Raw genomic sequence first — 26,327 nt, 5'->3', positions numbered from 1 at the left:
GCAGGACCCTCACCTCTTCGGACGCAAGCGGTCAGAGAAAGCTCCAGGTCGGGTAGGCGAGGGCCAGTGCGGCATGGTGGCCGCCCCAGCCGGTGGCGTCCCGGCGTACAGGGTCGAGAGTGTCCGGGTAGCCGCCGACGATCCGGTAGCCCCAGCCGAACGCGGCGACCGGTTCGAGGGCACGGGTGTGCATGACGTCCGGCGCGATCACCAGGAAGGTGTCGGCCCGCCACTCGCCGTCCGGGTGGCCTGGATTGGCCGGGGCGTCGAAGAAGGTCGGCAGGTGGCCGTAGGCATAGAGCGGGCCGGCTTCGGCGAGGAACGGGAGTACGTCGACCGAGACGTCGTGGTCGAACTGACGGGTGATCACCTGGACCCAGCCCATCATCGCGTTGATGCCCTGGCCGTGGTACCGCAGCGTCGCGAGGCAGATCGGGAAGCCACGAAAAGCCTCCGGGTCGAGATCGGGGACGAGGAGCTTGTGCCCCGATGCCCAGGGATCGTCGTTGGGCTGCACCCGGACGTTGATCAGCCCGCGTTCACCCCGGACCTCGAACGGCACCGTGAGTTCTCGTCGCATCCAGTCATCCTCCCCTTGCGCATTCAAGCAATTCTCCTACGCCGGCCAAGGTTTTGGTGGGACTGACTACCGAGCCCCGCGGGGTTGTGTACCAGCGGTGACGGGAGGAAGGTGGAAGCGAGCAGCGCCTTGGGGGCAGCCTGTTCGGTGGGGGAAGCCGGCAACCGCCGGCTTCGGCTGATGCGTGGGTCTGGGGGAACGGGAAAGCGTTTCGGTCCGGGACCGTGGGTACGTGCGATTCAGATCGCGCGGCCGGTTCCGCACTGCTGTTCGCCCCTGCATCAGCAAGGGGGACAAAATGCCTAGGAAGGCCAACGGGCGAGCAGAGATGACCCACCCGGCCGACGACCAGATGCCAGGCGGGGACGGGCGAATGTCAGCGCCGGCCGCCAACGGCACGGCAAGCGACGGCATGAACAGCAATGGCCACAGCGGCGGCGCGATGTCCGGCGGCAGTGGCAGCGGTGACGCCATGACCACCGGCGGCGGTGGCGGCGACGCGATGTCCGGCGGCGGCATGACCGGCGGCGGTGGCGATCCGGGCCGCGAGAACTCTCCGCCGACCAGGCGCGTCTGCGGCGTGATGGACGTGCACCGCAGGTTGCTGAGCAGTTCGGCGGAGTACGCCGCTGCCAGGTCCGCACTGGAGAACGCGACAACGCAGTACGTGGGCCGCCAGCAACGTTTTGCCGGTATCGCGAAGATCCCCGTCGTCGTGCACGTGGTCTGGAACACCGCCGCGCAGAACATCTCGCAGGCGCAGATCGACAGCCAGATCGCCGTTCTGAACCGCGACTTCCGCGCCACCAACACCGACATCGGCTTCGTCCCCGCGCCGTACGCCGGGTTGGTCGCCGACTCCCGGATCGAGTTCTACCTGGCCACCGAGGATGCGAACGGCAACCCGACCACGGGTGTCACCAGGACCCAGACCAGCCAGGCCTCGTTCGGCACGGACGACAAGGTGAAGAAGACGGCCACGGGTGGCATCGATGCCTGGAACCCGGACAAGTTCCTGAATCTCTGGGTCTGCCAGCTCGGCGGCGGCCTGCTCGGGTACGCGCAGTTCCCGGGCGGTCCGGCGAGCACCGACGGCGTGGTGGTCCTGCACAGCGGTTTCGGCAGCAACGGTACGGCGGCGGCGCCGTTCGACCTGGGCCGGACCGCGACCCACGAGATCGGGCACTACCTGAACCTGTTCCACATCTGGGGCGACGACGGCACCGGCTGCAGTGGTAGCGACGAGGTCGCCGACACCCCGAACCAGGGCGGCCCGAACTTCGGCGTACCGACGTTCCCGAAGCTGTCCTGCGGCAACGGACCGAACGGCGACCTGTTCGTCAACTACATGGACTACACCGACGACCGCGGCATGGTGATGTTCACCAACGACCAGGTGGCGCGGATGGAGGCCTGTCTGGACACCGCCCGCCCGAACCTGAACCAGGGTTCGAACGCCGCCGCCGGTACGCCGGAGCCGGCCGGGTCGGTGCTGTCGTGGGGCGCGGACCGGCTCGACACGTTCGTCATCGGAACCGATCGCGCGATGTGGCACAAGTGGTGGGACGGCTCGAACTGGGGACCGTCGATCGGCGGTTACGAATCCTTGGGTGGTGTCTGTATGAGTGCACCGGAAGTGGCGTCCTGGGGACCGAACCGGCTCGACGCCTTCGTCCTCGGCACGGATCACGCGCTGTGGCACAAGTGGTACGACGGATCGGGCTGGAGCGGTTTCGAGTCCCTCGGCGGCGTCTGCATGAGTCCGCCACGGCTGGCGAGCTGGGGACCGAACCGGCTCGACGCCTTCGTCCTCGGCACGGATCGCGCGCTGTGGCACCAGTGGTACGACGGATCGGGCTGGAGCGGCTTCGAGTCCCTCGGCGGCGTCTGCATGAGCCCACCGGAAGTGGTTGCCTGGGGCCCCGATCGGCTGGACGTGTTCGTCCTCGGCACGGACAACGCGATCTGGCACAAGTGGTGGGACGGCTCGGCCTGGAGCGGCTTCGAGTCGCTCGGCGGGGTCTGTGTCTCTCCCCCGACCGCGGTCGCCTGGGGACCGAACCGGCTGGATCTGTTCGTCATCGGCACCGACTCCGCGCTGTACCACAAGTGGTTCGACGGGTCGTCGTGGTCGGCCGGCTGGGAGTACATGGGTGGCGTCTGCGCGAGCGCGCCGACCGTGGTCTCGTGGGGTGACGGCAGGCTCGACGTCTTCGTCATCGGCACCGATTCGGCCCTGTACCACAAGTGGTACGCCGGTGGCTGGGGACCGTCGGTCACCGACTGGGAGTACATGGGCGGTGTCTGCGTCGGTGAGCCGCGGGTCACCGCCTGGGGCTCCGACCGGCTGGACGTGTTCGTCGAGGGAACCGACGGCGGGCTCTACCACAAGTGGTGGGACGGCTCGAACTGGGGACCGTCGCTGACCGGCTACGAACCACTGGGCGGCGTGATCGCCGACTTCAAGCTGGCGCTGCCCGTCGGGGCACCGGCGGAGACCGGCCGGCAGGTGGTGATGAGCTGAACACCGCCGACCTGATCGGGCGGTGGACGAACTCCTTCGAGGAGGACCACGACGGGCTGACCGTCTACCGCCGCGACGACTTCGCCTTCCCGCCGGCCCGTGGCCGGCGGGGGGTGGAGTTCGGCCCGGACGGCGCCTTCGTCGAATGGGCGATCGGCCGGGGCGATGCTCCGGAACCCCGGGCCGGCCGTTGGCAGCCGTCCGGGGCGATCACCCGCGCCAACGCGATGCCCGGCTCGGTGCGCGTCGTCACCGTCACGCCCGACCTTCTTGAACTGGCAGGAATGACATGACCGTCCGCTATCTCGTCGTACCCACCGCCGATGCCGCGTCCGGCGCCGACGCGGCCACCTTCGGGGACAAGACGATCCTGTGGGTCCCGGCCGAGGAGCGACTCGGCCGGGCCTCCCGGACCGTCCCCGGTCTGCTGGTCGTCACCCAGGTCGGCCGGACCTTCCAGGACGAGTACCCCGACGTGACGCCGTTGCTGGATCACGGCCGGCACCTGGTCATCTCGGCCGCCGACAAGCCCCGGAAGAGATCGAACCACTGCTGGCGGACCGATCCACTCCGGCCGGGGACCTTCGTCGGCATCGCTTCGGCCGCGGCAGCCCGGGTCGACCCGACGGTGACGAACCTGCTCGGCCGGCTTTCACCCACGTCGTACCAGGCGGACCTCACCTGGCTGGCGAGTCTGCCGACCCGGCACTCGCTGAGCGCGTCGTTCACCACCGCGGTGGATTTCGCGGCCGCCCGGATGATTGCCCTTGGCTACAACATCACCCGGATGCCGATCACTGTGGGAGCAGGGCATTCGGAGAACCTGATCGGCGACCGTCTTGGGACCGGGCCGGGGCCACGAGGGCTGGTGGTGATCACCGCGCATCTGGACTCGATCAATCTCGCGGGTGGGCCGACCGGGAACGCGCCCGGTGCCGACGACAACGGGAGCGGCTCGGCCGGAGTACTGGAACTCGGCCGGATCCTCGCCGGCCAGGGCTGGCAGCACGACATACGGCTGATCCTCTTCGGTGGTGAGGAGGAGGGCTTGTTCGGAAGCAAGCAGTACGTCGCGGCGCTACCGGCTGCCGAGCGGGCCAGGATCCGCGCCGTACTGAACATGGACATGATCGCGTCCAAGAACTCGGCGGTTCCGACCGTATTGCTGGAAGGGGCAGCAGTCTCGTCGGGGCAGATCGCCGCCCTGACGACCGCGGCCGCGACGTACACGGGATTGAAGGTGGAAACCTCACTCAATCCTTTTGCCAGCGATCATGTGCCGTTCATCAATGCGGCGATGCCCGCTGTGCTGACTATCGAGGGCGCGGACAGCGCGAACGGGCACATCCACTCGGCCAACGACACGCTCAACTTCCTCGACTGGTCGTTGGCGTCGGAGATCCTTCGGATGAACGCGGCAGCGCTGGCAGGTTGGCTGGTTCCCGCTGTCGCCCGGCGGCCCGTTGTGGCCGGACCGGTGGTTGCCTGGGGCCCGGACCGGCTCGACGTCTTCGTGACCGGCCCCGACTCCGCCCTCCACCACAAGTCCTGGAACGGCAACACCTGGTCCGACTACGAGTCCCTGGGTCGTGTCTGGTAGTCCCCTGCAGTCGCGAGCAGGTGCCGTGCCGAGTGCCGTGCAGCACGCAGGGGCTACCGGACACGACCCAAGAGGCGTAATAAGCTAGCGGGGGTGACGCACCTGGACTGGAGTGGCTGCCGGAATACGCGCGATCTTGGGGGACTTCCGACCCGGTACGGCGGGAGGACGCGGGCCGGGGCGCTGATCCGGACCGATTCGCTGCATCTGCTGGATCCGGCCGGCCGGGCCAGCCTTGCGGAGGTCGGCGCCGGGCTGGTGCTCGACCTTCGCGCCGACTGGGAGCTCGACGAACCGCATCCGCTCGCCGACGATCCGGCGTACCGGCGGATCTCCTGGATCGATCCGGTCCGCGAGCCGGAGTTCGTGCACTCGCCCGACCTGGCCGAGGTGTACTGCGGCAGTCTCGGCCGGAATCGGGCTCAGATCGTCCGGATCCTCCGCGCTGTGGCCGAGGCGCCCGCCGAGCTGCCGGTGGTGGTGCACTGCCGAGCGGGCAAGGATCGGACCGGGCTGCTGATCGCGTTGCTGCTGGACCTGGCCGGGGTGCCGCGGGACGTGATCGCGGCGGACTACGCGGTGAGCGAGGTACGGCTCGGGCTGGAAGAGGCTGAGCTGTTCAAGCGGACGGCGCCGGAGACGATCCTGACCTCGCTGGCGTACGTGGATTCGGAGTACGGCGGGGTTCGTGCGTACCTCGCCTGGTGCGGACTGTCTGCGGGTGAGAGCCATAGGCTGGCGGCCCGGCTGGTGCACGTGCTGGTCGAGGGGGTGGTGTTCGACTTCGACGGGTTGCTGATGGACACCGAGACGACGCTGGTCGCGAGCTGGCAGGCCGAATGGCGCCATCACGGGCTGGAGCTGGACCTCGACGACGGGTTCTGGCCGGGGCACGGTGGTGACACCTTCGAGTCGCACCTGGCTCAGCTCGCCGACGCCGTCGGGCCGGAGTTCGATCCCGAGGCGAGTCTGGATCGGCGGACGGCGCATCGCGAGGATCTGCACCGCGAGCTGGACTTCCTGCCGGGGATCCGGGACTGGATCGCGGAGGCCCGATCCGCGGGGCTGCGGGTCGCGATCGCCAGCAGCTCGGCGCGGGACTGGGTGGTCGGGCATTTGGAGCGGGTGGGCGCTCTTGACCTGTTCGACCTGGTGGTGACCGGCGACGAGGTGTCGCGGCACAAGCCGGATCCGGAGATCTACCTGCTGGCACTCAAGCGACTGGGGCTGAAGGGCGAGCAGGCGGTCGCTGTCGAAGACACCGCCCACGGCGCTGCCGCCGCTGCCGCCGCCGGGATGTGGACAGTCGCCATCCCCAACCCGTTCGTTGCCGCCGAGGCCGTGCGGCACGCCGATCTTGTCCTCGGCAGCGCCGCGGAACTGACCCTGAGCCAGGTCCTGTTCCAGGTGTCCGCTCGTAGCCTCACACCGGGCTGACGGTCAGGGTTCAGAGCACGGAGAGCGGCAGGAGCTTCTTGCCGGTGGGGCCGATCTGGATCTCGGTGCCCATCTGCGGGCAGACGCCGCAGTCGAAGCACGGAGTCCAGCGGCAGTCCTCGACCTCGATCCCGCCGTCCACCTCGAGGGCGTCCTGCCAGTCCTCCCAGAGCCAATCGCGGTCCAGACCCGAGTCCAGGTGGTCCCAGGGCAGCACCTCGGCGTACTCGCGCTCGCGCGTCGTGTACCAGGCGAGGTCCACCGGCTCGTCGGCCAGCGCCTTGTCGGCCGATTCGATCCAGCGCTCGTACGAGAAGTGCTCGCTCCAGCCGTCGAACCGGCCGCCGTCGCGCCAGACCTGCTCGATGATCCGGCCGACCCGGCGGTCACCGCGGGACAGCAGGCCTTCGATGATGCCCGGCTTGCCGTCGTGGTAGCGGTAGCCGATCGCCTTCGCGTACTTCTTGTCCGACCGGATCGCGGCGTTCAGCTTCGCCAGCCGCGCGTCGGTCTCCTCGACGCCGAGCTGCGAGGCCCACTGGAACGGCGTGTGCGGCTTCGGCACGAACCCGCCGATCGACACGGTGCAGCGGACGTCGTTGCGGCCGGACACCTCGCGGCCGGTGGCGATGACCCGCTTGGCCAGGTCGGCGATCGCGAGCACGTCCTCGTCGGTCTCGGTCGGCAGCCCGCACATGAAGTAGAGCTTCACCTGCCGCCAGCCATGGCTGTACGCCGCCGCGACGGTGCGGATCAGGTCTTCCTCGCTGACCATCTTGTTGATCACCTTGCGCATCCGGTCCGAGCCGCCCTCGGGGGCGAACGTCAGACCGCTGCGTCGGCCGTTGCGGGAGAACTCGTTGGCCAGCGTGATGTTGAAGGCGTCGACCCTTGTCGAGGGCAACGACAGCGACACGTTGCTGCCCTCGTACCGGTCGCCAAGTCCCTTCGCGACCTCGGCGATCTCACTGTGGTCGGCCGAGCTCAGGCTGAGCAGGCCGACCTCCTCGAACCCGGACTGCTTCAGGCCGTTCTCGACCATGTCGCCGATGGTGGTGATGCTGCGCTCGCGCACCGGGCGGGTGATCATCCCGGCTTGGCAGAAGCGGCAGCCACGCGTGCAACCGCGGAAGATCTCCACGGAGTACCGCTCGTGGACGGTCTCGGCGAGCGGGACGAGCGGCTTCTTCGGGTACGGCCAGGCGTCCAGGTCCATCACGGTGTGCTTGGCGGTCCGCCACGGCACTCCCGGCTTGTTCGGTGCTACGCGCTTGATCCGGCCGTCTTCGAGGTAGTCCACGGTGAAGAACTTCGGGATGTAGACCCCGCCCGACTTCGCCAGGCGCAGCAGCACCTCGTCGCGACCGCCCGGGCTGCCCTCGTTCTTCCACTCCCGGATCACCTCGGAGATCGCCAGCACGATCTCCTCGCCGTCACCGAGCACGGCCCGCGTCGATGAAGTCCGCGATCGGCTCGGGGTTGAACGCGGCGTGACCGCCGGCGAGCACGATCGGGTCCGCGTCGGTCCGGTCCACGGCGTACAGCGGGATGCCGGCCAGATCCAGCGCGGTGAGCATGTTGGTGTAGCCGAGCTCGGTCGAGAACGACAGCCCGAACACGTCGAACGCCCGGACCGGCCGGTGGCTGTCGAGCGTGAACTGCGGGATCTGGTTGTCCCGCATCACCTTTTCCATGTCCGGCCAGACGGAGTACGTCCGCTCCGCGAGCGTGTGCTCGCGCTCGTTGAGCACCTCGTACAGGATCTGGACGCCCTGGTTCGGCAGCGCGACCTCATAGGCATCCGGATACATCAGCGCCCACCGCACACTGACCGAGTCCCAGTCCTTACTGACCGAGTTGAGCTCACCCCCCACGTACTGGATCGGCTTCTGCACCGTCGGCAGCAGCGGCTCCAGGCGCGAGAACAGGGACTCAACAGTCATCAGACACTTCCAGATCAGAGGACAAACCGCCTACCAGCCTAACGCCGCCCTCCCCGGACCCCCGCATCCGTCACTTCGGGAAGGAGATGGGGGTCAGCTCAGGTGGGCGAGGAGCAGGGGATTGACGCGGGTGGGGTCGGAGTAGGTGACCAGGTGGGCCGCTTGGTCGAGGATCTCGAGGTGGGCGCCGGGGATGGCCGTGGCGAGTGGGATGACTGTTTCGGGTGGGATCGAGGTGTCGTCCTCCGCAGTGATGAGGAGGACAGGCGCGGTGATGTCAGCGAGGTTGGCGCGCAGATCCATCGCGCCTAGGGCTTCGCAGCAGGCGGCGTAGCCCTCGGCGGGGGTGTTGAGGAGTTGCTGGCGGACCAGGTCGACCTCGGCGGGGTGCGCGTCGGCGTACGCCGGGAGGAACCATTTGGCGAGGGTGGCCTCGGTGATCGACTGGGTGCCGTCGGCGCGGACCTGGGCGGCTCGGTCGGTCCACATCTGGGCGCCCGCGGCGGGGTACGCCGGTGGGCAGAGCAGGGCGAACCGGCTGAAGCGGTCGGGCGCGTTCTCGGCCAGCCAGAGGCCGACGGCCCCACCGAGCGAGATCCCGACGTACGCCGCCTGCTCGATCATCAGCTCGTTGAGCAGCTCGATGACGTCGCTGCCGAGATCCTCGATCGCATAGGGCCCGGCCGGTACGTCGGAACCGCCGTGGCCCCGATGATCGAAGGCGATCACCCGGAACCGCTCGGCCAGCACCTCCACCTGTGGCGCCCACATCGCCCGTGTCACGCCCAGCGACGAGCCGAGCAGCACAACGGGCGCCTTCTCCGGGCCGGTCACCTGATAGTCGAGTCGCATGCTCCCCACCCTACGGACGTTGTTAGCCTGCGCGACATGATCAACGGTGTGCCCGGGCTGGGTCAGGTCGTGGAGTTGGCCGAGGTGGCGCGGAACGGCTTCGTGGAAAGCCGGCACTTCGGGCTGGCGATCGCGCTGGATCCGGACGGGGCGCGGGTGTACGCCGCGGGGCAGGTGGGCGCGGTCGTGTTGCCCAGGTCCACCGCCAAGCCGCTGCAAGCGGTCGGCAGCATCGTGGCCGGAGCCGAACTGGCGGTCGAGGAGGCGGCGATCGCGGCCGGCAGCCATACCGGTGAAGATCGGCACGTCGCGCTGGTGGACAAGATGCTGGCCTCGGCCGGTGTCGGACGGGACGCGTTGGGGTGCCCACCGGACCGGCCGGAGGATGAGCCGACCCGGTTCCGGTTGATCACCGAAGGCATCGGTCCGGAGAGGGTCCGGATGAACTGCTCCGGCAAACACGCGGCGATGCTGATGGCAACGGTCGCTGGCAGCAACGATCCGGCCGGCTACTTGGACGCCGACTCCCCCGTGCAGCGCACCATCGCCGCCGAGATCGAGCGGCTTACCGGTGCCCACACCGGCATCGTGACCGTCGACGGCTGCGGCGCTCCCCTGCTCGGCATGCCACTGGACGGCGTGGCCCGCGCCTTCGGCCGCCTGGCCACAGCAACAGCTGGTACGCCGGACGGCCGGGTGGCGGCCGCGATGCGCCTACACCCGGACCTCGTCGGCGGACACGACCATCTGAACAGCGAGGTGATGCGCCTGCTCCCCGGCGTCATCGCGAAGGGCGGCGCCGAGGGCGTGATCGGCATGGCCGCTCCGGACGGTCACGCGGTCGCGGTGAAGGTGATCGACGGCAACCCTCGCGCCACCACCGCTCTGGGGCTCGCCCTGCTGGAGAAGTGCGGCGTCGATGTCTCTGCCGCTTCGGAACTCCGCACGATCTCCGTACTAGGCGGCGGCAAAGCAGTCGGCCGGATCCTTCTCAAGATCTGAACGCTGACAGCTTCTCCGGGTTCGCGACCACCCGTACGCCGATCACCTGACCGGCCTCGATCTGCAGGGGTCAGCAGGTTCCGGGTGCGGTCGAGGTGCAGATAGATCGCCGGGCCCCGTACGACGGAACGCGCGAGGCCTGGCGCGACAGGTCACGACGTGACGCCGATCACATGTAGTCGGTCAGGTGCCGCTCTTCTTGCCGCCGAGGACCTTTTTGGCCTTGCCGACCGCGGCCTCGGTCGCACTGTCGAGCTCACCGGGCTGGCCGGCGACGATCGAGACCGAGACGACCACATCGTTCACGCCGGCCGTGGCGAAGACGACCTCCAGGCCCTCCTGCGGACCACTGATGCTGGTCAACCGGAACGCGAACGGGTCGTCGCCGAACTGCGGTGCCGACACCTCGCGGACATCCATCGCCGAACTGCCCTGGCCATCGAACTTCATCGTGATCTTCTTGCACGACCGCACCGCGGCCCGGTACGACGACTGCAGCGCGAGCACCTTCTGCGAGTCGCCCATCGCGTCCACGCCGAAGTCGATGTACGGGCCCTCCTGTCCGCCGGAGAACGATCGGGTCACGGAGACCTTCGACCCCGGCGCCTGGTCGGCGTTGAGGAACTTCACCAGGGACTTGCACTTGGGGTCCTTGGAGGAGAGCGGATTCTCCGCCTCGTCGCCCGGATCGTCGGTCTCGAGCGAGAAGCCGCTCGGCAGGTCCGGCAACGCCAGCAGGGCCTTGGTCAGCTCGGCCTTGGTCCGCTGCACCGACTCACTCCCGGTGGACGGGTCCGCCGTGGGCGTGCTCGGCGCCGACGGCGTGCCGGAGCTCGATGCCGACGGGGTCGTTGACGGAGCCGGCGTACCGGTCTTCTTGTCGTCACCGCAGGCGGCGAGCGACAGGGCGACCAGCGCGGCGAGCGAGAACGAAGCGATTTTCGACATGGTCCCTTCCAGGGCCGGCATCCCGCAACCAGAATCGCTGCAGCCTACAACCCTGCGCCGACAGCCTTCCGCGAGCCGCACCGGGAGTCCACGCTTCGATCGGCGAACGTCACCCCACCGCGCGAAATGATGCTCGTAACCCGCACATAGACCAGGTATGAGGCACCCCGCACACCCCACCGAACGAAAACCGCACCGGCCCGCGGGATTGGAGACGGCATGACCGATCCATCAGCTGCCGCCCAGGTCCGGTTCCAGCAACTGTTCCTGGATCAGCACGACAAGATCCTCGGCTACCTGCTCAGACGGGTCGGCAGCCGCGACGACGCCGGTGATCTGGTCGCCGAGACCTTCCTGGTCGCCTGGCGACGCCTTGCCGACGTACCAGCCGGTCCCGAGGCCCTGCCCTGGCTGTACGCCGTCGCCCGCCGGCTGCTGGCCAACCACCGCCGAGGCGAGAACCGGCGACTAGCCCTGACCGCCCGCCTCCGTGACGAATCGACCGAGTTGCTGGTCGATCCCGGCGCGCTCTCGTTCGATGCCGGCGAGAAGGCCATCGCCACGCAGGGCCTGGCGCGAGTTGTCCCACCAGGATCGCGAACTGCTGTCGCTGACCGCCTGGGAAGGCCTCGATACCGCCCAGATCGCAATAGTCCTCGGCTGTTCACGCAATGCGGTCCGCATCCGCTTGCATCGAGCCCGCGCGCGGTTCGAGCGCCTGCTCTCGACCGCCGAAGACGTCCCGGGCCGCGCCGTCGGCCTCACTCCGGCCGCTGCTCCCCGCTTCGCAGCCCTGAAAGAAGAACGCTCATGAACAAGACCACGCTCGACCACCTCCGCAGCCTCAACCCGATCACGGACGACCGGGTGACGGCCTCCCTGCCCCCTGGAGAACGCGAGGCCAGGTTCCACGACCTCCTCGCCACCGCCGCTTCCGATTCCGGGCGGCGACGGCGCAAGGCCATCCGGCTGGCAGTCCGTACCGCGCTGCCGGCGCTGGTCGCGGCCGGCGTACTGGCTGCCGTGATCGTCGCCCGGCACGAAACCCTACCCACCGGGCAGTCGCCGATCCCGGTCGCCAGCGTCCTGCAGTTCGTCCCGCAGGGCAAGTATCTGGTGATCAAGGTCGTCGACCCGGCAGCCGATCCGGCCCGGATCAACAAGGAACTGGCCGACCACGGGCTGAACATCCAGATCACCCTCCCGGCCGTCTCCCCCTCGCTGGTGGGGACCGACACCGGCACGCGCATCGAAGGGGGCGAGGTCATCGGCGAGAGTACCGAACCGGCCAACTGCTGGAAGACCGGTGCCAAGCCGTGTGTGCCGGTCTTCCGGATCCCGAAGGACTTCAAAGGGCACGCCGAACTCGGCATCGGCCGGCCGGCCGATGCCGGGGAGACATTCGACCGCACCGGCCAGGTCGATGCACCTGGTGAACTTCTGCACGGCCTGCAGTGGCGAGGCAAGACAGTGGGCGAGGTACGGACGATGCTGGCCCAGCGCAACGCGAAGATTTTCGAGTTCCGGGTGGATGTGAAGCCCCCCGGGGGGCGGTCGAGCACCGACGCCGCCCAAACCGTGCCGGACAACTGGTATGTGCCGGACGCGCTCCCGTGGAGCCCGGACGAAGTCCTGGTCTGGGCCAGTCCGAAGCGCTGACCAGCTGACAGAAGCGGGCGGGCCACGGGCTCGCCCGCTGTCAGTTTCTTGGTCAGACCTGGTGGGAGCGGAGGTGGATGTTCTGGAGCAGGCCTACGGCCAGGAGGCCGGCGAACATCGATGAGCCGCCGTAGGAGACGAACGGGAGTGGGAGGCCGGTGACCGGCATGATCCCGAGCGTCATGCCGATGTTCTCGAAGGCCTGGAAGGCGAACCAGCAGACGATGCCGGTGGCGATCAGCCGGCCGAAGGCGTCCCGGGCGTTGACGGCGATCCGCAGTCCGCGCCAGAGGATCACCGCGAACAACACGATGATCGCCCCGGCGCCGATCAGGCCGAGCTCCTCCCCCGCGACGGTGAAGACGAAGTCGGTGTGTTGCTCGGGCACGAAGGCGTTCTGGGTCTGCGAGCCGTGGAACAGGCCCTGGCCGAAGATGCCGCCGTTGCCGATCGCGATCCGGGCCTGGTGCACGTTGTAGCCGGTGCCCTGCGGGTCCTGGGACGGGTCGGCGAACGCGGTGAAGCGGGCCAGCTGGTACTTCTTCAGCACGTTGAACTGGATCGCCAGCGTCCCGATCACCGTCGCCGCGGTGACGATGCCGAGCAGCCAGCGCTTCGGCACCCCGGAGACGGCGATGATGCCGAACACGATCGACCCGAGCACCATCACGGTGCCGAGGTCGGGCTGCAGCATCACCAGCATCACCGGGATCGCGGCAACGCCGATCGCCTGGGTGATGTCGATCGTCCGGGCCTCGCGGTGGTTCGTCTCGCCCTTCTCGGCGATCAGCAGCGCCATCCCGACGATCACCGCGAGCTTGGCGAACTCGCTCGGCTGGACCGACATCCAGGGCAGCTGGATCCACGACCGGGACCCGTTGATCACCGCGCCGACACCGGGCACCAGGACGAGGATCAGCCCCACCACCGACCCGGCGTACAGGACCGGCGCGAGGATGCGCAGGCGGCGGTGATCCATCACTGCCGCGCCGATGGCAAGGACCAGGCCGATGGCGAAGTTGAGGGCGTGCCGGACCAGGAACTCGCGCTGGTTGCCACCGGTGAGTGAGCCGCGCTGGTAGGTGGCCGACCAGATCAGCAGGCTGCCGATCGCCGACAACGCGAGCACCCCGATCACCAGCACCCAGTCGGCCTGCCACAACGCCGACCGGCGATCCATCAGCGGCCGGGACGACCGCAGCGGCGTCAGCAGACTCATAGCCGCACCCGCTTCGAGGTCGGGCTCATTGCTTGGCCTTCTTCGCCGGCGGCGCCGCGGGCTTGATGTTGTAGAGGGTCTCGTAGATGTGCCGGACGGCCGTTCCCGAGGCACCCGACCCGCTACCGGCCCTGGCTGATCATCATCACCACGGCATAGCGATCGGTGTAGGTCGCGAACCAGGACGTCGTCTGCTTGCCGTAGACCTCGGCCGTACCGGTCTTGGACCGCACCGGGACCTGGTCCAGCGGGAACCCGATGAACTTCCACGCCGCCGTACCGGTCCGGGTGGTCTCCAGCAGACCTTTGTCGATCAGCTTCAGCGTCGAGGCCGCCACCGGCAGTCCGGCCGCGACCTTGGACGGGATCGCCGTGGCTTTCCCGTTCGGCCCGATCACCTTCTTGGCCACCCGCGGCTCCCACAGCGTGCCGCCGTTCGACAGCGCCGAGTACATCGTTGCCAATTGCAACGGAGTCAGGGTGGTGTCGCCCTGCCCGATCGAGAAGTTCACCGCGTCGCCGGCCCGGTACCGGTAGCCGTCGACGCAGAACTCCCGGGAGAACTGCTTCAGGAAGCTCGACGTCCCGGCCGGTGGGTTGTCGGCCAGCTTGCAGTAGTAGTCCTTCTGCGCGTCGTAGTACTGCTTCTTCCACTTCCGGTCCGCGATCCGGCCGGATGCCTCGCCGGGCAGGTCGATTCCGGTCGGCTTGCCGAGGCCGAAGCTCTTGGCCATCTCGACCAGCGGATCGCGCACGTTGATGTCGCCGGAGTTGCCACCCTCCTTGAGCCAGAGGGCGTACGCGATCTGGTAGAAGAAGGTGTCGCAGGAGATCGCCAGCGCCTGCTGGAATCCGATCATGCCGAACGGCGTGGTCTCGAAGTTCTTGAACTTGCGATTGCCTACCGTGAACGACGGTGAACAGTCCAGCTTGGTCTTCGCCGTGTACCCGTTCGCCAGCGCGGCAGCGGTGGTGATCGGCTTGAACGTCGACCCAGGTGCCAGCTGACCCTGCAAGGCCCGCGACAGCAGCGGCGTCCCTGAGCCGGACGCGTACAACTGGTCGAGCTCGCGCTGCGAGATCCCGCCGACCCAGACGCCCGGGTCGTAGCTGGGGTAGCTGGCCATCCCGACGATCTGGCCGGTCTTGGTGTCCATCACCACGGCCGCGCCGGAGTCCGCGACGTACTTGCGTTTGGTGACCGGGTCGGTCTGCTTGCGCGCGGTCATGATCGCGCCGCGGAGCTCCCTCTCGACCGAGGCCTGGACCCGGGCGTCGATGCTTGTCATCAGCGTCGATCCCGGCACCGGCGCGGTCTGACTCTGCAGACCGGTGGTGTACCCGACGGCGTCGACGATGACGCTCTTGACGCCCGGAGTCCCCCGCAGCATCGCGTCGTACGTGCGCTCGAGGGCCGGCCCGGCCGACCAGGTCCGACCGGTGCCCGACCGAGTCCTGCCCGGCCTTGTCCAGCGCGTCCAGCTCGTTCGTGGTGATCGGCGAGAGATAGCCGAGCATGTGCGCCGCGTTCACGCCGTACGGCGCCGGGTAGGCACGGAGTGCGGTCGACTCGGCGGCCACGCCGGGGAAGTCCTCGCGGCGCTCCATCACCTCGATCGCGACCTGCTCGCTGACGTCCTTCGCGACCGGGATCGGCTGGTACGGCGTGCCGTTCCAGCAGGCCGGCGGCTTCGAGGCGCCGGGCTCGCCACAGAGCATGATGCGAGCCTTCAGGTCGGCCGGCTTCTGGCCGAGCACCTTGGCCAGCCGGGCCAGCATCGCCTGCTGCTGTGCGTCTGGCAGCTTGGCCAGCACCGAGCGGTCGACCGTGATCACCAGCGACACCCTGTTGCCGACCAGTGTCCGGCCGGCCGCGTCGACGATCGTCCCGCGCGGTGCCGGGACGAGGACCTCGCGGGTGTGGTTCGAGGTGGCGGCCTGGGAGTAGTCCGCCGACGACAGCACCTGCATGTAGACGAGCCGGGCGAACAGGGTGCAGAGCAGCGAGAAGACCAGCACGCCGATCACGAACAGACGCAGCCGCGGCTTCAGCGGGGCCGGGTTGAAACTGTCGAAACTCACGGCAGCACCCGCCGCTCCCGAACCGGCACGAACCGCCGCATCACCCACAGCACCAGTGGGATCACCACGATCGCACCGACCACGTCGTAACCGGCGGCGATGCCGAGCCGGACGCCGAACTCACCCCAGTCGACGGCCGGGTCATGCAGCAGCGAGCCTGTCGCGCAGTACACGAGAAGTGACACCGCGGCCCCGAGCACGACGGTCAGCGCGACGCCGAGTGGTCCTACCGGGCCGGCCGACGCCTCCCGCCGGATCATCCCCGCGATGTAGCCGGCCAGCGCCAGCGCGAGGGCCCAGCGCCCGGCCGTGTGGTCGGCAGGCGGAGCCACGTCGAGCAGCAGGCCGCCGATGAAGCCGGCGATCGCGCCCCACTCCGGGCCGCGCGCCAACGCGAGCGCGACTACGACGATCATCACCAGGTCGCAGGTGACCCCCGCGACCGCCAGTTGCGGCAGCATCGAGGTCTGCACGGTGACGGCGATCAGCAGGAAGACGGCCGCGATCCCGATCCGGAGCGGCGTCATCTCAGCCGCCCTTCTCCGGCGACACCGTGGCTCGCGGCGGTCGCGCCGGCGGTCCTGTCACCACACCGACAGTGTCGATCCGGGTCGGGTCGACGAACGGCTTCAGCAGCGCGGTCGAGCCCAGGGTGCCCTCGTTCGGCGTGACGGCGGTGATCTCACCGATCGGAACGCCCGGCACGTACGGCGCGTTGCCGCTCGAGCCCCAGCTGACGATCCGGTCGCCGACCTTCGGACGGGCCTTCAGGTCCACCAGTTTGTAGTCCAGCGAGCCGGTCACGTCGCCGCGGCCGGAGACGAATCCCAGCGCCATCGTCGAGTTCAGCCGGCCGCCGACGGTGGAGTTCCGGTCGCCGATCAGTAGCACGGTCGAGGTGCCCTCGGTCGCCCGCACGACGCGGCCGACGAGGCCGTCCCCGTTCAGTACTGTCATGTCCGGTCTCACTCCGTCCGCTGTTCCGGCGTCGATGGTCACTGTGTGGTTGAAGCTCTGCGCGCCCCCGATCCCGATCACCCGGGCCGGCGTGATCGTGTAGTTCGGGGCGACCTCGAGCAGCCGGTCCAGCTCCGCGGCGCGGTTGCGCGCGTAGTCGGTACTGCGCAGCTCGGTGGTCAGTTTCTCGTTGTCGGCTTGGAGTTTTTCGTTCTCAGCCTTCAACCTATCCACTTCGGCGAACCGGTCCCGGAGGTTGTCCACAGGCTGCCGGGCGGAGGACCCGGCCGACTCCAGCGGGCCGAAGACCGACGCGGCGGCGTGCCGGAGCGGCTCCACCGGCGAGCCGGCCGAGCGGCGCGCGTCGAGCACGATCAGCGTGAACGAGGCCAGGATCACCAGCGCCAGGATGGCCCGGCGGCGGCGGATCTCCCGCGGCAGACCGGCCGCCCTGACCAGGCCCTTGGCGGGAGTACCGAGGTCTTTGAGCATGCGCAGTACCGGTTCAGCGGCGGTCGGTGACGAGGATGCGGTTCAGCGTCTCGATGTTGTCGACGCACTTGCCGGCCCCGAGGACGACGGCGTCCAGCGGGTTGTCGGCGACATGGATCGGGATGCCGGTCTCGTGCCGGAGCCGCTCGTCCATCCCCTTCAGCAGGGCGCCGCCGCCGGTCAGCACGATGCCGCGGTCGACGATGTCCCCGGCCAGCTCGGGCGGGGTCTTGTCCAGCGTCGCCTTGACCGCGTCGACGATCGCGGTGATCGGCTCCTCGATCGCCTGCCGGATGCTGGCCGACGACACCTTCACGGTCCGCGGCAGGCCGGTGACCATGTCCCGGCCGCGGATCTCGGAGTCGGGTCCGTCGGAGGTCGGGAAGGCCGAGCCGATGGTCATCTTGATCTGCTCGGAGGTGGCCTCGCCGAGCATCAGCGAGTACTCCTTCTTGCAGTAGTTCACGACGGCCTTGTCGATCGCGTCGCCGGCCACCCGGATCGACTGGCTGGTGACGATGCCGCCGAACGAGATCACCGCCACCTCGGTGGTGCCACCACCGATGTCGACCACCATGTTGCCGGTGGCGTCGCGGACCTCAAGGTTGGACCCGAGCGCCGCGGCCATCGGCTCCTCGATGATGTAGACCTTGCGCGCCCCGGCCATGTAGCCCGCGTCGCGGACCGCGCGCTGCTCGACGGCGGTGATCCCGGACGGCACGCAGACCACGATCCGCGGCTTGGCGAAGTACCGGCGCCGGTGCACCCGCTGGATGAAGTAGCGCAGCATCTGCTCGGCGGCGTCGAAGTCGGCGATCACGCCGTCCTTGAGCGGCCGGATCGCGGTGATGTTGCCCGGCGTACGGCCGATCATCTTCTTCGCCTCGTGCCCGAACGCGACCGCTTCGCGCGGTTCGTCGGTCCGGGTCGCGACCACCGAGGGCTCGTTCAGGACGACGCCCCGCCCGCGGACGTAGACGAGGGTGTTGGCTGTGCCGAGGTCGACCGCCATGTCGCGGCCAAGCATGCTGTTCGCCATCGCAGGCGCCTCCTGCTGCTTCGTGGATCTCAGGCTAAGCGCGCAGCCGGCGCCACCGAGGGACCGACACGTTCCCCGTCCGCCCGGCACAGATCGTATCGGCTGCCTCACTACTGGCAAACTTCCGGGTGAGAAGAATCGAGTGGTACCGCTACTCGCGTGCAGCGGTACCACTCGCCCCCAGCGCTCGCCCCTCCCCTGACGGGCGAGCGCTGCTCCTCCCCACGGTGTGGATGAGGTGTGGTCCGGGTACGGTCGGACCTGGTCACTCTCCCCGCGTGCGCAAGCTTGACCCGGCGTTCCTTCATCCGGCTTTCGCCGCGCTTTCACCCGGATCCGGGGCGCGGTGGGCCTTTCCCGGTGAGAATGGCCCGCATGGAGTTTCGGCTGCTGGGTCCGGTGGAGGTCGTCGACGACTCCGGCCGGATCGAGCTGGCCGCGAACAGGCTGCGGGTGCTGCTTGCCGCCCTCCTGCTGCAGCCCAACCGGGTGGTCGGCGCCCAGGCACTGGTCGACACCCTCTGGGAGGACGAACTGCCGGCCCGGCCGCGGTCCGCCCTGCAGACCTACATCTCGCGCCTGCGGACGATGCTCGGTACGCCGATCATCAGTACCGAGCCGGCCGGCTACATGATCAGCGTGCAGGCGGAGCAGATTGACCTGGCCCGCTTCCGCGCGCTGGTCTCGACCTCTGTGGAGACGGCCGACCTGTTGGACCGCAAGCGCCTGCTGACCGACGCCCTGAGCCTCTGGCGTGGTGAGCCGCTCGCCGGACTGACGGCAGGCTCACTGATCCGGGAGGTTGTGCCGGTATTGGCCGAAGAGCGCCTGCACGCGATTGAGCTCCTTCTGGGGGCACGCCTCGAGCTGGGCGAACACGCGCAGGTGACCTCCGAGCTGAGCGGCCTTACCAAGCGTCATCCCCTGCGAGAGCCGCTCTGGGCTCTGCTGATGGAGGCACAGATCCGGGCCGGGCGTCCTGCCGGTGCACTGGCCACTTACAGCGAGGCCTCGCGGCGGCTGGCAGACGAGCTCGGGCTGGATCCCGGGCCGGCTCTGCGCCGCCTCCATCAAGCCGTGCTCGCGACAGACTCGCGAGCGGCCGCAGTACGGACTTCTCGCGAGGTGGTCCCGCATCAGCTGCCGTCTGTCGGGCGCGGCTTCGTCGGGCGAGGCCGGGAGCTGGCTGAACTGGACCAGGCTCTGCTGGGATCGATCGGCCCGACCTCCTCGGTCGCTGTGATCTCCGGAACCGCCGGGGTGGGTAAGACCGCGCTGGCGGTGGCCTGGGGCGAGCGGGTAGCGGCGGAGTTCCCGGATGGGCAGCTGTATGTGAACTTGCGCGGCTTCGACCCTTCAGGTGACGTGGTGTCGCCGGAGGACGCAGTACGGGGCTTCCTTGATGCGCTGCAGACCGCACCTGGCCGCATTCCGTTCGGGTCGCCGGCACAGGCCCGCGCTCTACCGGACGTTGGTGGCGGACCGACGGCTGTTGATAGTGCTCGACAACGCCCGTACTGCGGAGCAGGTGCGACCGCTGCTTCCCGGTGGGCGTGGTTGTCGCGTGGTGGTGACCAGTAGGAACCGCCTGCCGGGATTGCTGGCCAGCGAGGGTGCCCGGACGGTGTCGCTCGACCTGATGGATTGGGAGCAGGCTCACTCGCTCCTGGTCGGTGCGCTCGGAGCCGAACGCATTGCTGCTGAGCCCCTGGCTGCTGAGTCGCTCATAGCGCTCTCTGCTCGGTTGCCGCTCGCGCTGTCACTTGTGGCGGCCCACGCAGCGGCTCACCCGACCTGGCCCCTCGAGACCGTGGCGCTGGACTTACGCCGTACAAGGCAGGGCCTGGATGCGTTCACTGGTGAGGATCAGATGACCGACCTGCGTGCGGTGTTCTCGTGGTCCTACCAACTGGTGACCGGTAGCTCAGCCCGGGTCTTCCGGCTGTCCGGTCTGCACCCCGGACCCGACCTACCCGTCGCTGCTGCAGCTGCACTCGCAGGTACTACGCCGGAGCGCGTCAGACCTGCCCTGGCCGAGCTGGAGCGCGCACACCTGATCAGCCAGCTCGCCCCCGAGCGGTACGCCTCCCACGATCTACTACGCGTGTACGCCGGAGAGCTGGCCGGCTCGATCGACAAGGAGAAGGAGTGCCGCCAGGCGTTGTGGCGACTCTTCGACCACTACCTCCGCACTGCGGACGCCGGCGACCAGTGGCTGCGGCCGCATCGCGACCCCGCAGTACTGCCTGACCCCGCCGGATCGCCGTATGTGCTGAGCTTCGGTGGCTACCAGGAGGCGTTCGACTGGTTCGAGGCCGAGCATCCCAACCTAGTGGTGCTGATCGAGCACGCTGCACGAGAAGGGTTCGACAGCCACGCTACCCATCTCGCCCGCACGATCACCGGCTTCCTCGAACGGCGCGGACTGTGGAACACGTGGGTCGACGTGATGTGGACGGCAGCGCAAGCGTCCCAGCGGTCCGGTGACTTGCAAGGCCAGGTGATGGCTCACCGGTACCGAGCCCACGCCCTGGCTCGGCAGGGTCGCCTGGACGAGGCTCTGTCGGAATCAGAGACCGCCCTGGACCTCGCAGTACGGTCTGGTGATCAAGTAGCCCAGGCCTGGTGCCAGCGGGTGGTTGCGTTCGTGCTGGCTCAGCAGGAGCGGTTGAAGGAGTCGTACGACCACGACCTGATCGCGTCCGAGCTGTTCAAGGCCAGTGGGCACCGGACCGGACAGGCACTCGCGCTGAACTCACTGGGATGGCTGCACGCTTCTACGTTCGCGGAGTACGACCAGTCCGTGGAGTACTGCACCCAGGCCCAGCGGCTGTACCAGGAGGTCGACCACAAGCTCGGCGAAGCCGCGACCTGGGACCACCTCGGCTATGCCCAGCGCGGACTAGGGAACCAGGCTGAAGCTGCACGCTGCTATCGGAAGGCGCTGGAGCTCTACCAGGAACTCAACGATCGCTACTACCAAGCCCTAATGCTGCAGAACCTTGGCGACGTCGACCACGAGCTGGGCGACCTCGAAGCCGCCGGCGGCTGGTGGGAGCTTGCCCTGGACCTCCTGACCGAGCTCAACCATCCCAGTGCCGAGACCGTGGCTAGCAAACTGCGCTCGATCGATTCCTGACCGACCGAGCGCAGTACCGACCGAGTGGTTACGGGAGGTCGGGGAACCAGATCTTGATCTCGCGGGAGGCCGACTCGGGCGAGTCGGAGCCGTGCACGAGGTTCTCCCGGTTGGACAGCGACAGGTCGCCGCGGATCGTGCCGGGTGCTGCCTTGCGGCCGTCGGTCGCGCCGTTCAGACCGCGGATGACCTCGATCGCCTCGTCACCCTCGAGTACGAGGGCCACCAGCGGGCCGCTGGTGACGAACGCGCGCAGCGGCGGGTAGAAGTCCCGCTCGACGTGTTCGGCGTAGTGCTGGTCGGCCGTCTCACCGTCGATCGTGCGCAGGTCCATCGCGACGATGCTCAGGCCCTTCGCCTCGAACCGGCCGAGGATCTCGCCGACCAGGCCACGGCGTACCGTGTCGGGCTTCAGCAGGACCAGGGTGCGCTGCGACATATCTCCACTCTTTCTTCTTGGGCGGCAGTTCTTTGCTGACTTCGGGTCTTGCGGGCGGCCGAGCCTAACCGGCCTGCGCCTGCTGTGCCTTCTTCGCTTCGTCGATGCGTTTGCCCAGGACGAAGGCCATCACCCAGAACGCGGCGAAGGCCAGGCCCAGGACGAACATCACCGGTACGACGAAGCCGAGTCCGACGGCGGCGACCTGGATCACCCAGCCGAGGATGTAGCCGACCTGGTTGCGGAGCAGGCCCGCGGCGACGATCGCCAGTACGGCGAGTCCGAGGCAGAGCGGGATCGCAGTACTGGCTTTCACGTCGGCGACCGAGATCATCACCGGCGTGACGAGGGCGAGCAACAGCGCCTCGAAGGCGAGCACGATCGACGCGAGAGACCTCATCTCTGGTCCTCGTACGGGTTCTGCGAGCCCTTCGGCTTGCGGACCAGCAACGTGCGGGCCTCCCCGGCGGTGATCACGCTGCCGGTGATCAATACGCCGCCGGTGCCCATCGCGATCGCATTCTCCTCGGCCAGCCGGATCGCGTCGTCGATCGCGTCGAGCAGCTTCGGCCGGACCAGTACCCGATCCTCGCCGAACACCTCGGCGGCGATCTCCCCGAGCTCCTCGGCCGGCATCGACCGGTCGAACGAGTTCCGGGTGCAGATGACGGTCTCCATGATCGGCTCGTACGCCTCGAGGATCGCGTAGACGTCCTTGTCCTTCATACAACCCAGTACGCCGATCAGCGGGTTGAACGCGAACGCCTCGGTCACCGCGGCTGCCGTCGCCTCTGCGCCATGAGGGTTGTGCGCGGCGTCGACGATGACGGTCGGGCTGGTCCGGACGACCTCCAGCCGGCCGGGGCTCGTCACCTCGGCGAAGCCCGCCTGGACCAGCTCGTTGTCGATCCGGCCTTCGGTCTGGGCGGTCGAACCGAGCAGCGCCTCGACCGCCGCGAGTGCCGTGGCGGCGTTGTGCGCCTGGTACTCGCCGTACAAGGGCAGGAAGATCTCCTCGTACGTGCCGCCGAGTCCCTGGATCGAGATCAGCTGCCCGCCGACCGCGACCGTCCTGCTGGTGACGCCGAACTCGAGGCCTTCGCGGGCGACCTGCGCCCCGACCTCGGTAGCGCGACGCTGCAGGACCTCCAGTACGTCGAGGCTCTGCTGCGAGATCACCGTCGTCGCGCCGGGCTTGATGATGCCGGACTTGTCCCGGGCGATCGTGACCGGATCCGCACCCAGGATGTGCGCGTGGTCGACCGCGACCGGGGTGATCACCGAAACGATGCCGTCGGCAACGTTCGTGGAGTCCCAGGTGCCGCCCAGGCCAACCTCGACGACCGCCACGTCCACCGGCGCGTCCGCGAACGCCGCGAACGCCATCGCGGTCATCACCTCGAAGAACGACAGCGGGTGCTCGTTCTCGGAGTCGACCACATCGACGTACGGCTCGATCTCGGCATACACCTCGACGAAGCGCTGCTCGTCGATCGGCTCGCCGTTCAGGGTGATCCGCTCCCGGACAGACTCCAGGTGCGGGCTGGTGAACCGGCCGGTGCGCAGTCCGGCCTCGCGCAGCAAGGAGTCCACCATCCGGGCGGTGGAGGTCTTGCCGTTGGTTCCGGTCAGGTGCACGACCGGGTAGGTCTTCTGTGGGTCGCCGAGCAGCTCGACCAGTCGCCGGACCCGGTCCAGGGTCGGGTCGATCTTGGTCTCCGGCCAGCGCGCCTGGAGCTTCGCCGACACTTCGGCGTACGAGAGGTCACTCATCAGGCTCATAGTCTAGGAGGGCTGTGGATAACCGGTCGTGAGCACCCCTTGACAACCACTAGGATTGTCGGCATGACCGAGACGTCCCGCGTTCCTGACAAGCCCACCCTCGAAGGCCTCGAGGAGAAGTGGGCTGCCGTATGGAAGGAGCAGCAGACGTACGCGTTCGACCGGACCGCTTCTCGTGAAGAGGTCTACTCGATCGACACGCCGCCGCCGACCGTCTCGGGTTCGCTGCACGTCGGGCACATCTTCAGCTACACCCACACCGACCTGGTCGCGCGCTACCAGCGGATGCGCGGCAAGAAGGTATTTTACCCGATCGGCTGGGACGACAACGGCCTGCCGACCGAGCGACGGGTCCAGAACTACTACGGCGTCCGCTGCGACCCGACGCTGCCGTACGACGCGGCGTTCGTGCCGCCGGAGAAGCCGGACCCGAAGAAGCAGGTCCCGATCAGCCGGCAGAACTTCGTCGATCTGTGCGGCGAGCTGACCCACATCGACGAGCAGGCGTTCGAGGCGATGTGGCGCCAGGTCGGCCTCAGCGTCGACTGGGATTACCTCTACACGACCATCTCCGAGGACTCCCGCCGGACGTCCCAGCGCGCCTTCCTGCGCAACTTCGCCCGCGGTGAGGCCTACCTGGCCGAGGCCCCGACGATGTGGGACGTCACCTTCCAGACCGCCGTCGCCCAGGCCGAGCTGGAGGCCCGGGAGTACGCCGGCGCCTTCCACCGGATCGCTTTCCACGGCGCCGACGGCCCGATCTACATCGAGACCACCCGGCCGGAGCTGATCCCCGCCTGCGTCGCGCTGATCGCCCACCCGGACGACGACCGCTACAAGGACAAGTTCGGTACGACGGTCCGCTCGCCGCTGTTCGACGTCGAGGTCCCGATTCTCGCGCACCCGCTGGCCGAGCCGGACAAGGGCGCGGGCATCGCGATGGTCTGCACCTTCGGCGACCTCACCGACGTGATCTGGTGGCGTGAGCTGCAGTTGCCGATCCGCACGGTCATCGGTCGCGACGGCCGGCTGCTGCGGGAGACCCCGGAGTGGCTCGAGGGCTCGGAGCTGACTGCATCGAATCTGTATGGCGAGCTGGCCGGCAAGACGGTCTTCAGCGCCCGCGAGCTGATCGTCGGCAAGCTGCGCGAGAGCGGCGACCTGGACGGCGAGCCGAAGCCGACCAAGCGGATGGCGAACTTCTTCGAGAAGGGCGACAAGCCGCTCGAGATCGTCTCGACCCGCCAGTGGTACATCACCAACGGCGGCCGCAGCGAGGACCTGAAGGCCGAGTTCGTCGAGCTGGGCAACGAGCTGGCCTGGGTCCCGGAGCACATGAAGCACCGCTACCTGAACTGGGTCGGCGGGCTGAACGGCGACTGGCTGGTCTCCCGGCAGCGCTTCTTCGGCGTCCCCTTCCCGATCTGGTATCCGATCGACCGCGACGGCGAGCCCGACTACGCGCACCCGCTGGTCCCCCGCGAGGAAGATCTGCCGATCGACCCCACCTCGCAGGTCCCGTCCGGGTACGACGAATCCCAGCGCGGCAAGCCGGACGGCTTCCAGGCCGACCCCGATGTGATGGACACCTGGGCGACCTCGTCGCTCACCCCGCACATCGTCTGCGGCTGGGAGCGCGACGCCGACCTGTTCGGGCGTACCTTCCCGATGGACCTGAACACCCACGCGCACGAGATCATCCGCACCTGGCTGTTCTCCCGCGTCGTCCGGGCCCACTTCGAGAACGGCACGCTGCCGTGGGCGCGGTCGATGATCTCGGGCTTCGTCGTCGACCCGGATCGCAAGAAGATGTCCAAGTCCAAGGGCAACGCGGTCGTCCCGTCGGAGATCCTCGACAAGTACGGCTCGGACGCCGTTCGCTGGCGGGCCGCGATGGCCCGGCCGGGGATGGACTCGCCGTTCGACGAGTCGCAGATGAAGGTCGGCCGCCGGCTGGCCATCAAGGTCCTGAACGCGTCGAAGTTCGTCCTCAGCTTCGGAGCCACGTCGGCGGACGCGTCCGCCGTCACCGAGCCGGTCGACCTCGCGATGCTCGCTCAGCTCCGGACTGCCGTCGACGACGCCACCGCGGCCTTCGACCGGTACGACTACACCGGCGCGCTGGAGATCGCGGAGCGGTTCTTCTGGACCTTCTGCGACGACTACGTCGAGCTGGTCAAGGAGCGCGCGTACGGCGGTCACGGCGAGGCTGGTGCCTCGTCGGCAAAGGCCGCGCTGGCGGTCGCGCTGTCGGTCCAGCTGCGGCTGCTCGCGCCGTACCTGCCGTTCGCGACCGAAGAGGTCTGGTCGTGGTGGCAGGAAGGCTCGATCCACCTGACCAGCTGGCCGGTCGCGGAAGTCGACGTCGCTTCCACGGCGCACGACCCGGCCGTTCTGGATGCGGTAGCCGAGGTCCTCGCCGGGATCCGTGGCGCCAAGTCGACCGCGCAGGTCTCGATGAAGACCGAGGTCTCCAAGGTCGAGGTCAGCGGCCCCGCCGACCGTCTCGCCCTCGCCGAACAAGCCGAGGTCGACCTACGCGCCGCCGGCCGAATCATCGGCGAGATCGTCTGGAGCCCCGACGAGTCCGACGCAGTCTCGGTGATCGCGGCCCTCTGACCGCGGCCCTCTGA

21 protein-coding genes and 3 pseudogenes are annotated in these 26,327 nt (G+C 68.5%); 10 read left to right on the top strand and 14 right to left on the bottom strand.

The window, feature by feature from the left end; all coding sequences use genetic code 11:
• Positions 1-31: 31 nt before the first annotated feature.
• The gene (locus tag F1D05_RS31560) at positions 32-580 is read right to left on the bottom strand and encodes a hypothetical protein (RefSeq protein ID WP_246486120.1); all 549 of its coding nucleotides are present in this window, start codon (positions 578-580) and stop codon (positions 32-34) included.
• Positions 581-878: 298 nt separating this feature from the next.
• Between F1D05_RS31560 and F1D05_RS31555 the strand changes: the two genes are divergently transcribed.
• Entirely contained in the window at positions 879-3,104 is a 2,226-nt protein-coding gene (locus F1D05_RS31555) for a M43 family zinc metalloprotease (RefSeq protein ID WP_246486119.1), read from the top strand.
• A 64-nt stretch (positions 3,105-3,168) separates the two neighbouring features.
• Here F1D05_RS31555 and F1D05_RS31550 read toward each other — a convergent pair whose 3' ends face one another.
• The gene (locus F1D05_RS31550; protein WP_185444018.1) at positions 3,169-3,363 is read right to left on the bottom strand and encodes a hypothetical protein; all 195 of its coding nucleotides are present in this window, start codon (positions 3,361-3,363) and stop codon (positions 3,169-3,171) included.
• Between the two features lie 30 nt (positions 3,364-3,393).
• Between F1D05_RS31550 and F1D05_RS31545 the strand changes: the two genes are divergently transcribed.
• Both F1D05_RS31545 and F1D05_RS42320 read left to right on the top strand, forming a co-directional pair.
• Entirely contained in the window at positions 3,394-4,704 is a 1,311-nt protein-coding gene (locus F1D05_RS31545) for a M28 family metallopeptidase (RefSeq protein ID WP_185444017.1), read from the top strand.
• Positions 4,705-4,797: 93 nt separating this feature from the next.
• Positions 4,798-6,141 (top strand): HAD-IA family hydrolase, encoded by a 1,344-nt coding sequence (locus tag F1D05_RS42320; RefSeq protein ID WP_185444016.1) that lies wholly within the window; start codon positions 4,798-4,800, stop codon positions 6,139-6,141.
• A 10-nt stretch (positions 6,142-6,151) separates the two neighbouring features.
• On the opposite strand, the pseudogene F1D05_RS31535 reads toward F1D05_RS42320, so the two are convergent.
• Both F1D05_RS31535 and pcaD read right to left on the bottom strand, forming a co-directional pair.
• Positions 6,152-8,084, bottom strand: a pseudogene (locus tag F1D05_RS31535) (TIGR03960 family B12-binding radical SAM protein).
• 93 nt (positions 8,085-8,177) lie between these two features.
• Complete coding sequence (gene pcaD / locus F1D05_RS31530; protein WP_185444015.1) at positions 8,178-8,936, bottom strand: 3-oxoadipate enol-lactonase; 759 nt, start codon at positions 8,934-8,936, stop codon at positions 8,178-8,180.
• Positions 8,937-8,972: 36 nt separating this feature from the next.
• On the opposite strand from pcaD, the gene F1D05_RS31525 reads away from it, so the two are divergent.
• The gene (locus F1D05_RS31525) at positions 8,973-9,938 is read left to right on the top strand and encodes an asparaginase (protein ID WP_185444014.1); all 966 of its coding nucleotides are present in this window, start codon (positions 8,973-8,975) and stop codon (positions 9,936-9,938) included.
• Between the two features lie 183 nt (positions 9,939-10,121).
• Here the strand turns inward: F1D05_RS31525 and F1D05_RS31520 are convergent, their stop codons facing one another.
• The gene (locus F1D05_RS31520; protein WP_185444013.1) at positions 10,122-10,886 is read right to left on the bottom strand and encodes a sensor domain-containing protein; all 765 of its coding nucleotides are present in this window, start codon (positions 10,884-10,886) and stop codon (positions 10,122-10,124) included.
• A 219-nt stretch (positions 10,887-11,105) separates the two neighbouring features.
• Between F1D05_RS31520 and F1D05_RS43255 the strand changes: the two are divergent.
• From F1D05_RS43255 to F1D05_RS31510, 3 genes and pseudogenes are all read left to right on the top strand, one after another.
• Positions 11,106-11,294: pseudogene (locus F1D05_RS43255) on the top strand (RNA polymerase sigma factor); the annotation flags it as partial.
• Between the two features lie 130 nt (positions 11,295-11,424).
• A complete protein-coding gene (locus F1D05_RS39190; protein ID WP_206686422.1) occupies positions 11,425-11,700 on the top strand; it encodes an RNA polymerase sigma factor in 276 nt (91 codons plus the stop codon).
• Positions 11,697-12,545, top strand: a complete 849-nt coding sequence (locus tag F1D05_RS31510) for a hypothetical protein (protein WP_185444012.1) — start codon at positions 11,697-11,699, stop codon at positions 12,543-12,545. Before F1D05_RS39190 ends, F1D05_RS31510 begins: the two co-directional genes overlap by 4 nt.
• A 52-nt stretch (positions 12,546-12,597) precedes the next feature.
• On the opposite strand, the gene rodA is transcribed toward F1D05_RS31510, so the two are convergent.
• The 6 genes and pseudogenes from rodA to F1D05_RS31485 form a co-directional block, all read right to left on the bottom strand.
• Complete coding sequence (rodA, locus tag F1D05_RS31505) at positions 12,598-13,764, bottom strand: rod shape-determining protein RodA (protein WP_185444011.1); 1,167 nt, start codon at positions 13,762-13,764, stop codon at positions 12,598-12,600.
• Between the two features lie 122 nt (positions 13,765-13,886).
• Complete coding sequence (locus tag F1D05_RS41280) at positions 13,887-15,155, bottom strand: penicillin-binding transpeptidase domain-containing protein (protein ID WP_246486118.1); 1,269 nt, start codon at positions 15,153-15,155, stop codon at positions 13,887-13,889.
• Positions 15,156-15,237: 82 nt separating this feature from the next.
• Positions 15,238-15,735, bottom strand: a pseudogene (locus F1D05_RS41275) (penicillin-binding protein 2); the annotation flags it as partial.
• Positions 15,736-15,842: 107 nt separating this feature from the next.
• Complete coding sequence (mreD, locus tag F1D05_RS31495; protein WP_185444010.1) at positions 15,843-16,373, bottom strand: rod shape-determining protein MreD; 531 nt, start codon at positions 16,371-16,373, stop codon at positions 15,843-15,845.
• Between the two features lies 1 nt (position 16,374).
• Complete coding sequence (gene mreC, locus F1D05_RS31490; RefSeq protein WP_185444009.1) at positions 16,375-17,295, bottom strand: rod shape-determining protein MreC; 921 nt, start codon at positions 17,293-17,295, stop codon at positions 16,375-16,377.
• A gap of 13 nt (positions 17,296-17,308) precedes the next feature.
• Positions 17,309-18,334, bottom strand: coding sequence for a rod shape-determining protein (locus F1D05_RS31485; protein ID WP_281388811.1), 1,026 nt, complete (start codon positions 18,332-18,334; stop codon positions 17,309-17,311).
• Positions 18,335-18,709: 375 nt separating this feature from the next.
• Between F1D05_RS31485 and F1D05_RS31480 the strand changes: the two genes are divergently transcribed.
• Complete coding sequence (locus F1D05_RS31480) at positions 18,710-19,915, top strand: AfsR/SARP family transcriptional regulator (RefSeq protein ID WP_185444008.1); 1,206 nt, start codon at positions 18,710-18,712, stop codon at positions 19,913-19,915.
• A complete protein-coding gene (locus F1D05_RS31475) occupies positions 19,809-21,473 on the top strand; it encodes a tetratricopeptide repeat protein (RefSeq protein ID WP_185444007.1) in 1,665 nt (554 codons plus the stop codon). Before F1D05_RS31480 ends, F1D05_RS31475 begins: the two co-directional genes overlap by 107 nt.
• A 28-nt stretch (positions 21,474-21,501) precedes the next feature.
• Here F1D05_RS31475 and ndk read toward each other — a convergent pair whose 3' ends face one another.
• The 3 genes from ndk to F1D05_RS31460 form a co-directional block, all read right to left on the bottom strand.
• A complete protein-coding gene (ndk, locus tag F1D05_RS31470) occupies positions 21,502-21,912 on the bottom strand; it encodes a nucleoside-diphosphate kinase (RefSeq protein ID WP_185444006.1) in 411 nt (136 codons plus the stop codon).
• 64 nt (positions 21,913-21,976) lie between these two features.
• On the bottom strand, positions 21,977-22,312 hold the full coding sequence (locus tag F1D05_RS31465; protein ID WP_185444005.1) for a DUF4233 domain-containing protein: 336 nt from the start codon (positions 22,310-22,312) through the stop codon (positions 21,977-21,979).
• Positions 22,309-23,685 (bottom strand): bifunctional folylpolyglutamate synthase/dihydrofolate synthase, encoded by a 1,377-nt coding sequence (locus F1D05_RS31460; protein ID WP_185444004.1) that lies wholly within the window; start codon positions 23,683-23,685, stop codon positions 22,309-22,311. Before F1D05_RS31460 ends, F1D05_RS31465 begins: the two co-directional genes overlap by 4 nt.
• Before the next feature lie 72 nt (positions 23,686-23,757).
• Here F1D05_RS31460 and valS point away from each other — a divergent pair, with 72 nt between their 5' ends.
• Positions 23,758-26,313: a valine--tRNA ligase gene (valS, locus tag F1D05_RS31455; RefSeq protein WP_185444003.1), complete on the top strand. Its 2,556-nt coding sequence runs from the start codon at positions 23,758-23,760 to the stop codon at positions 26,311-26,313.
• The last annotated feature ends 14 nt before the right edge of the window (positions 26,314-26,327 follow it).

Origin of the sequence: Kribbella qitaiheensis, from assembly GCF_014217565.1 — a bacterium.
In the GTDB taxonomy this organism is placed as follows: Bacteria; Actinomycetota; Actinomycetes; order Propionibacteriales; family Kribbellaceae; genus Kribbella; species Kribbella qitaiheensis_A.
The sequence above is the reverse complement of the archived record's forward strand: the minus strand, read 5'-3'. Positions and strand labels throughout refer to the sequence as shown.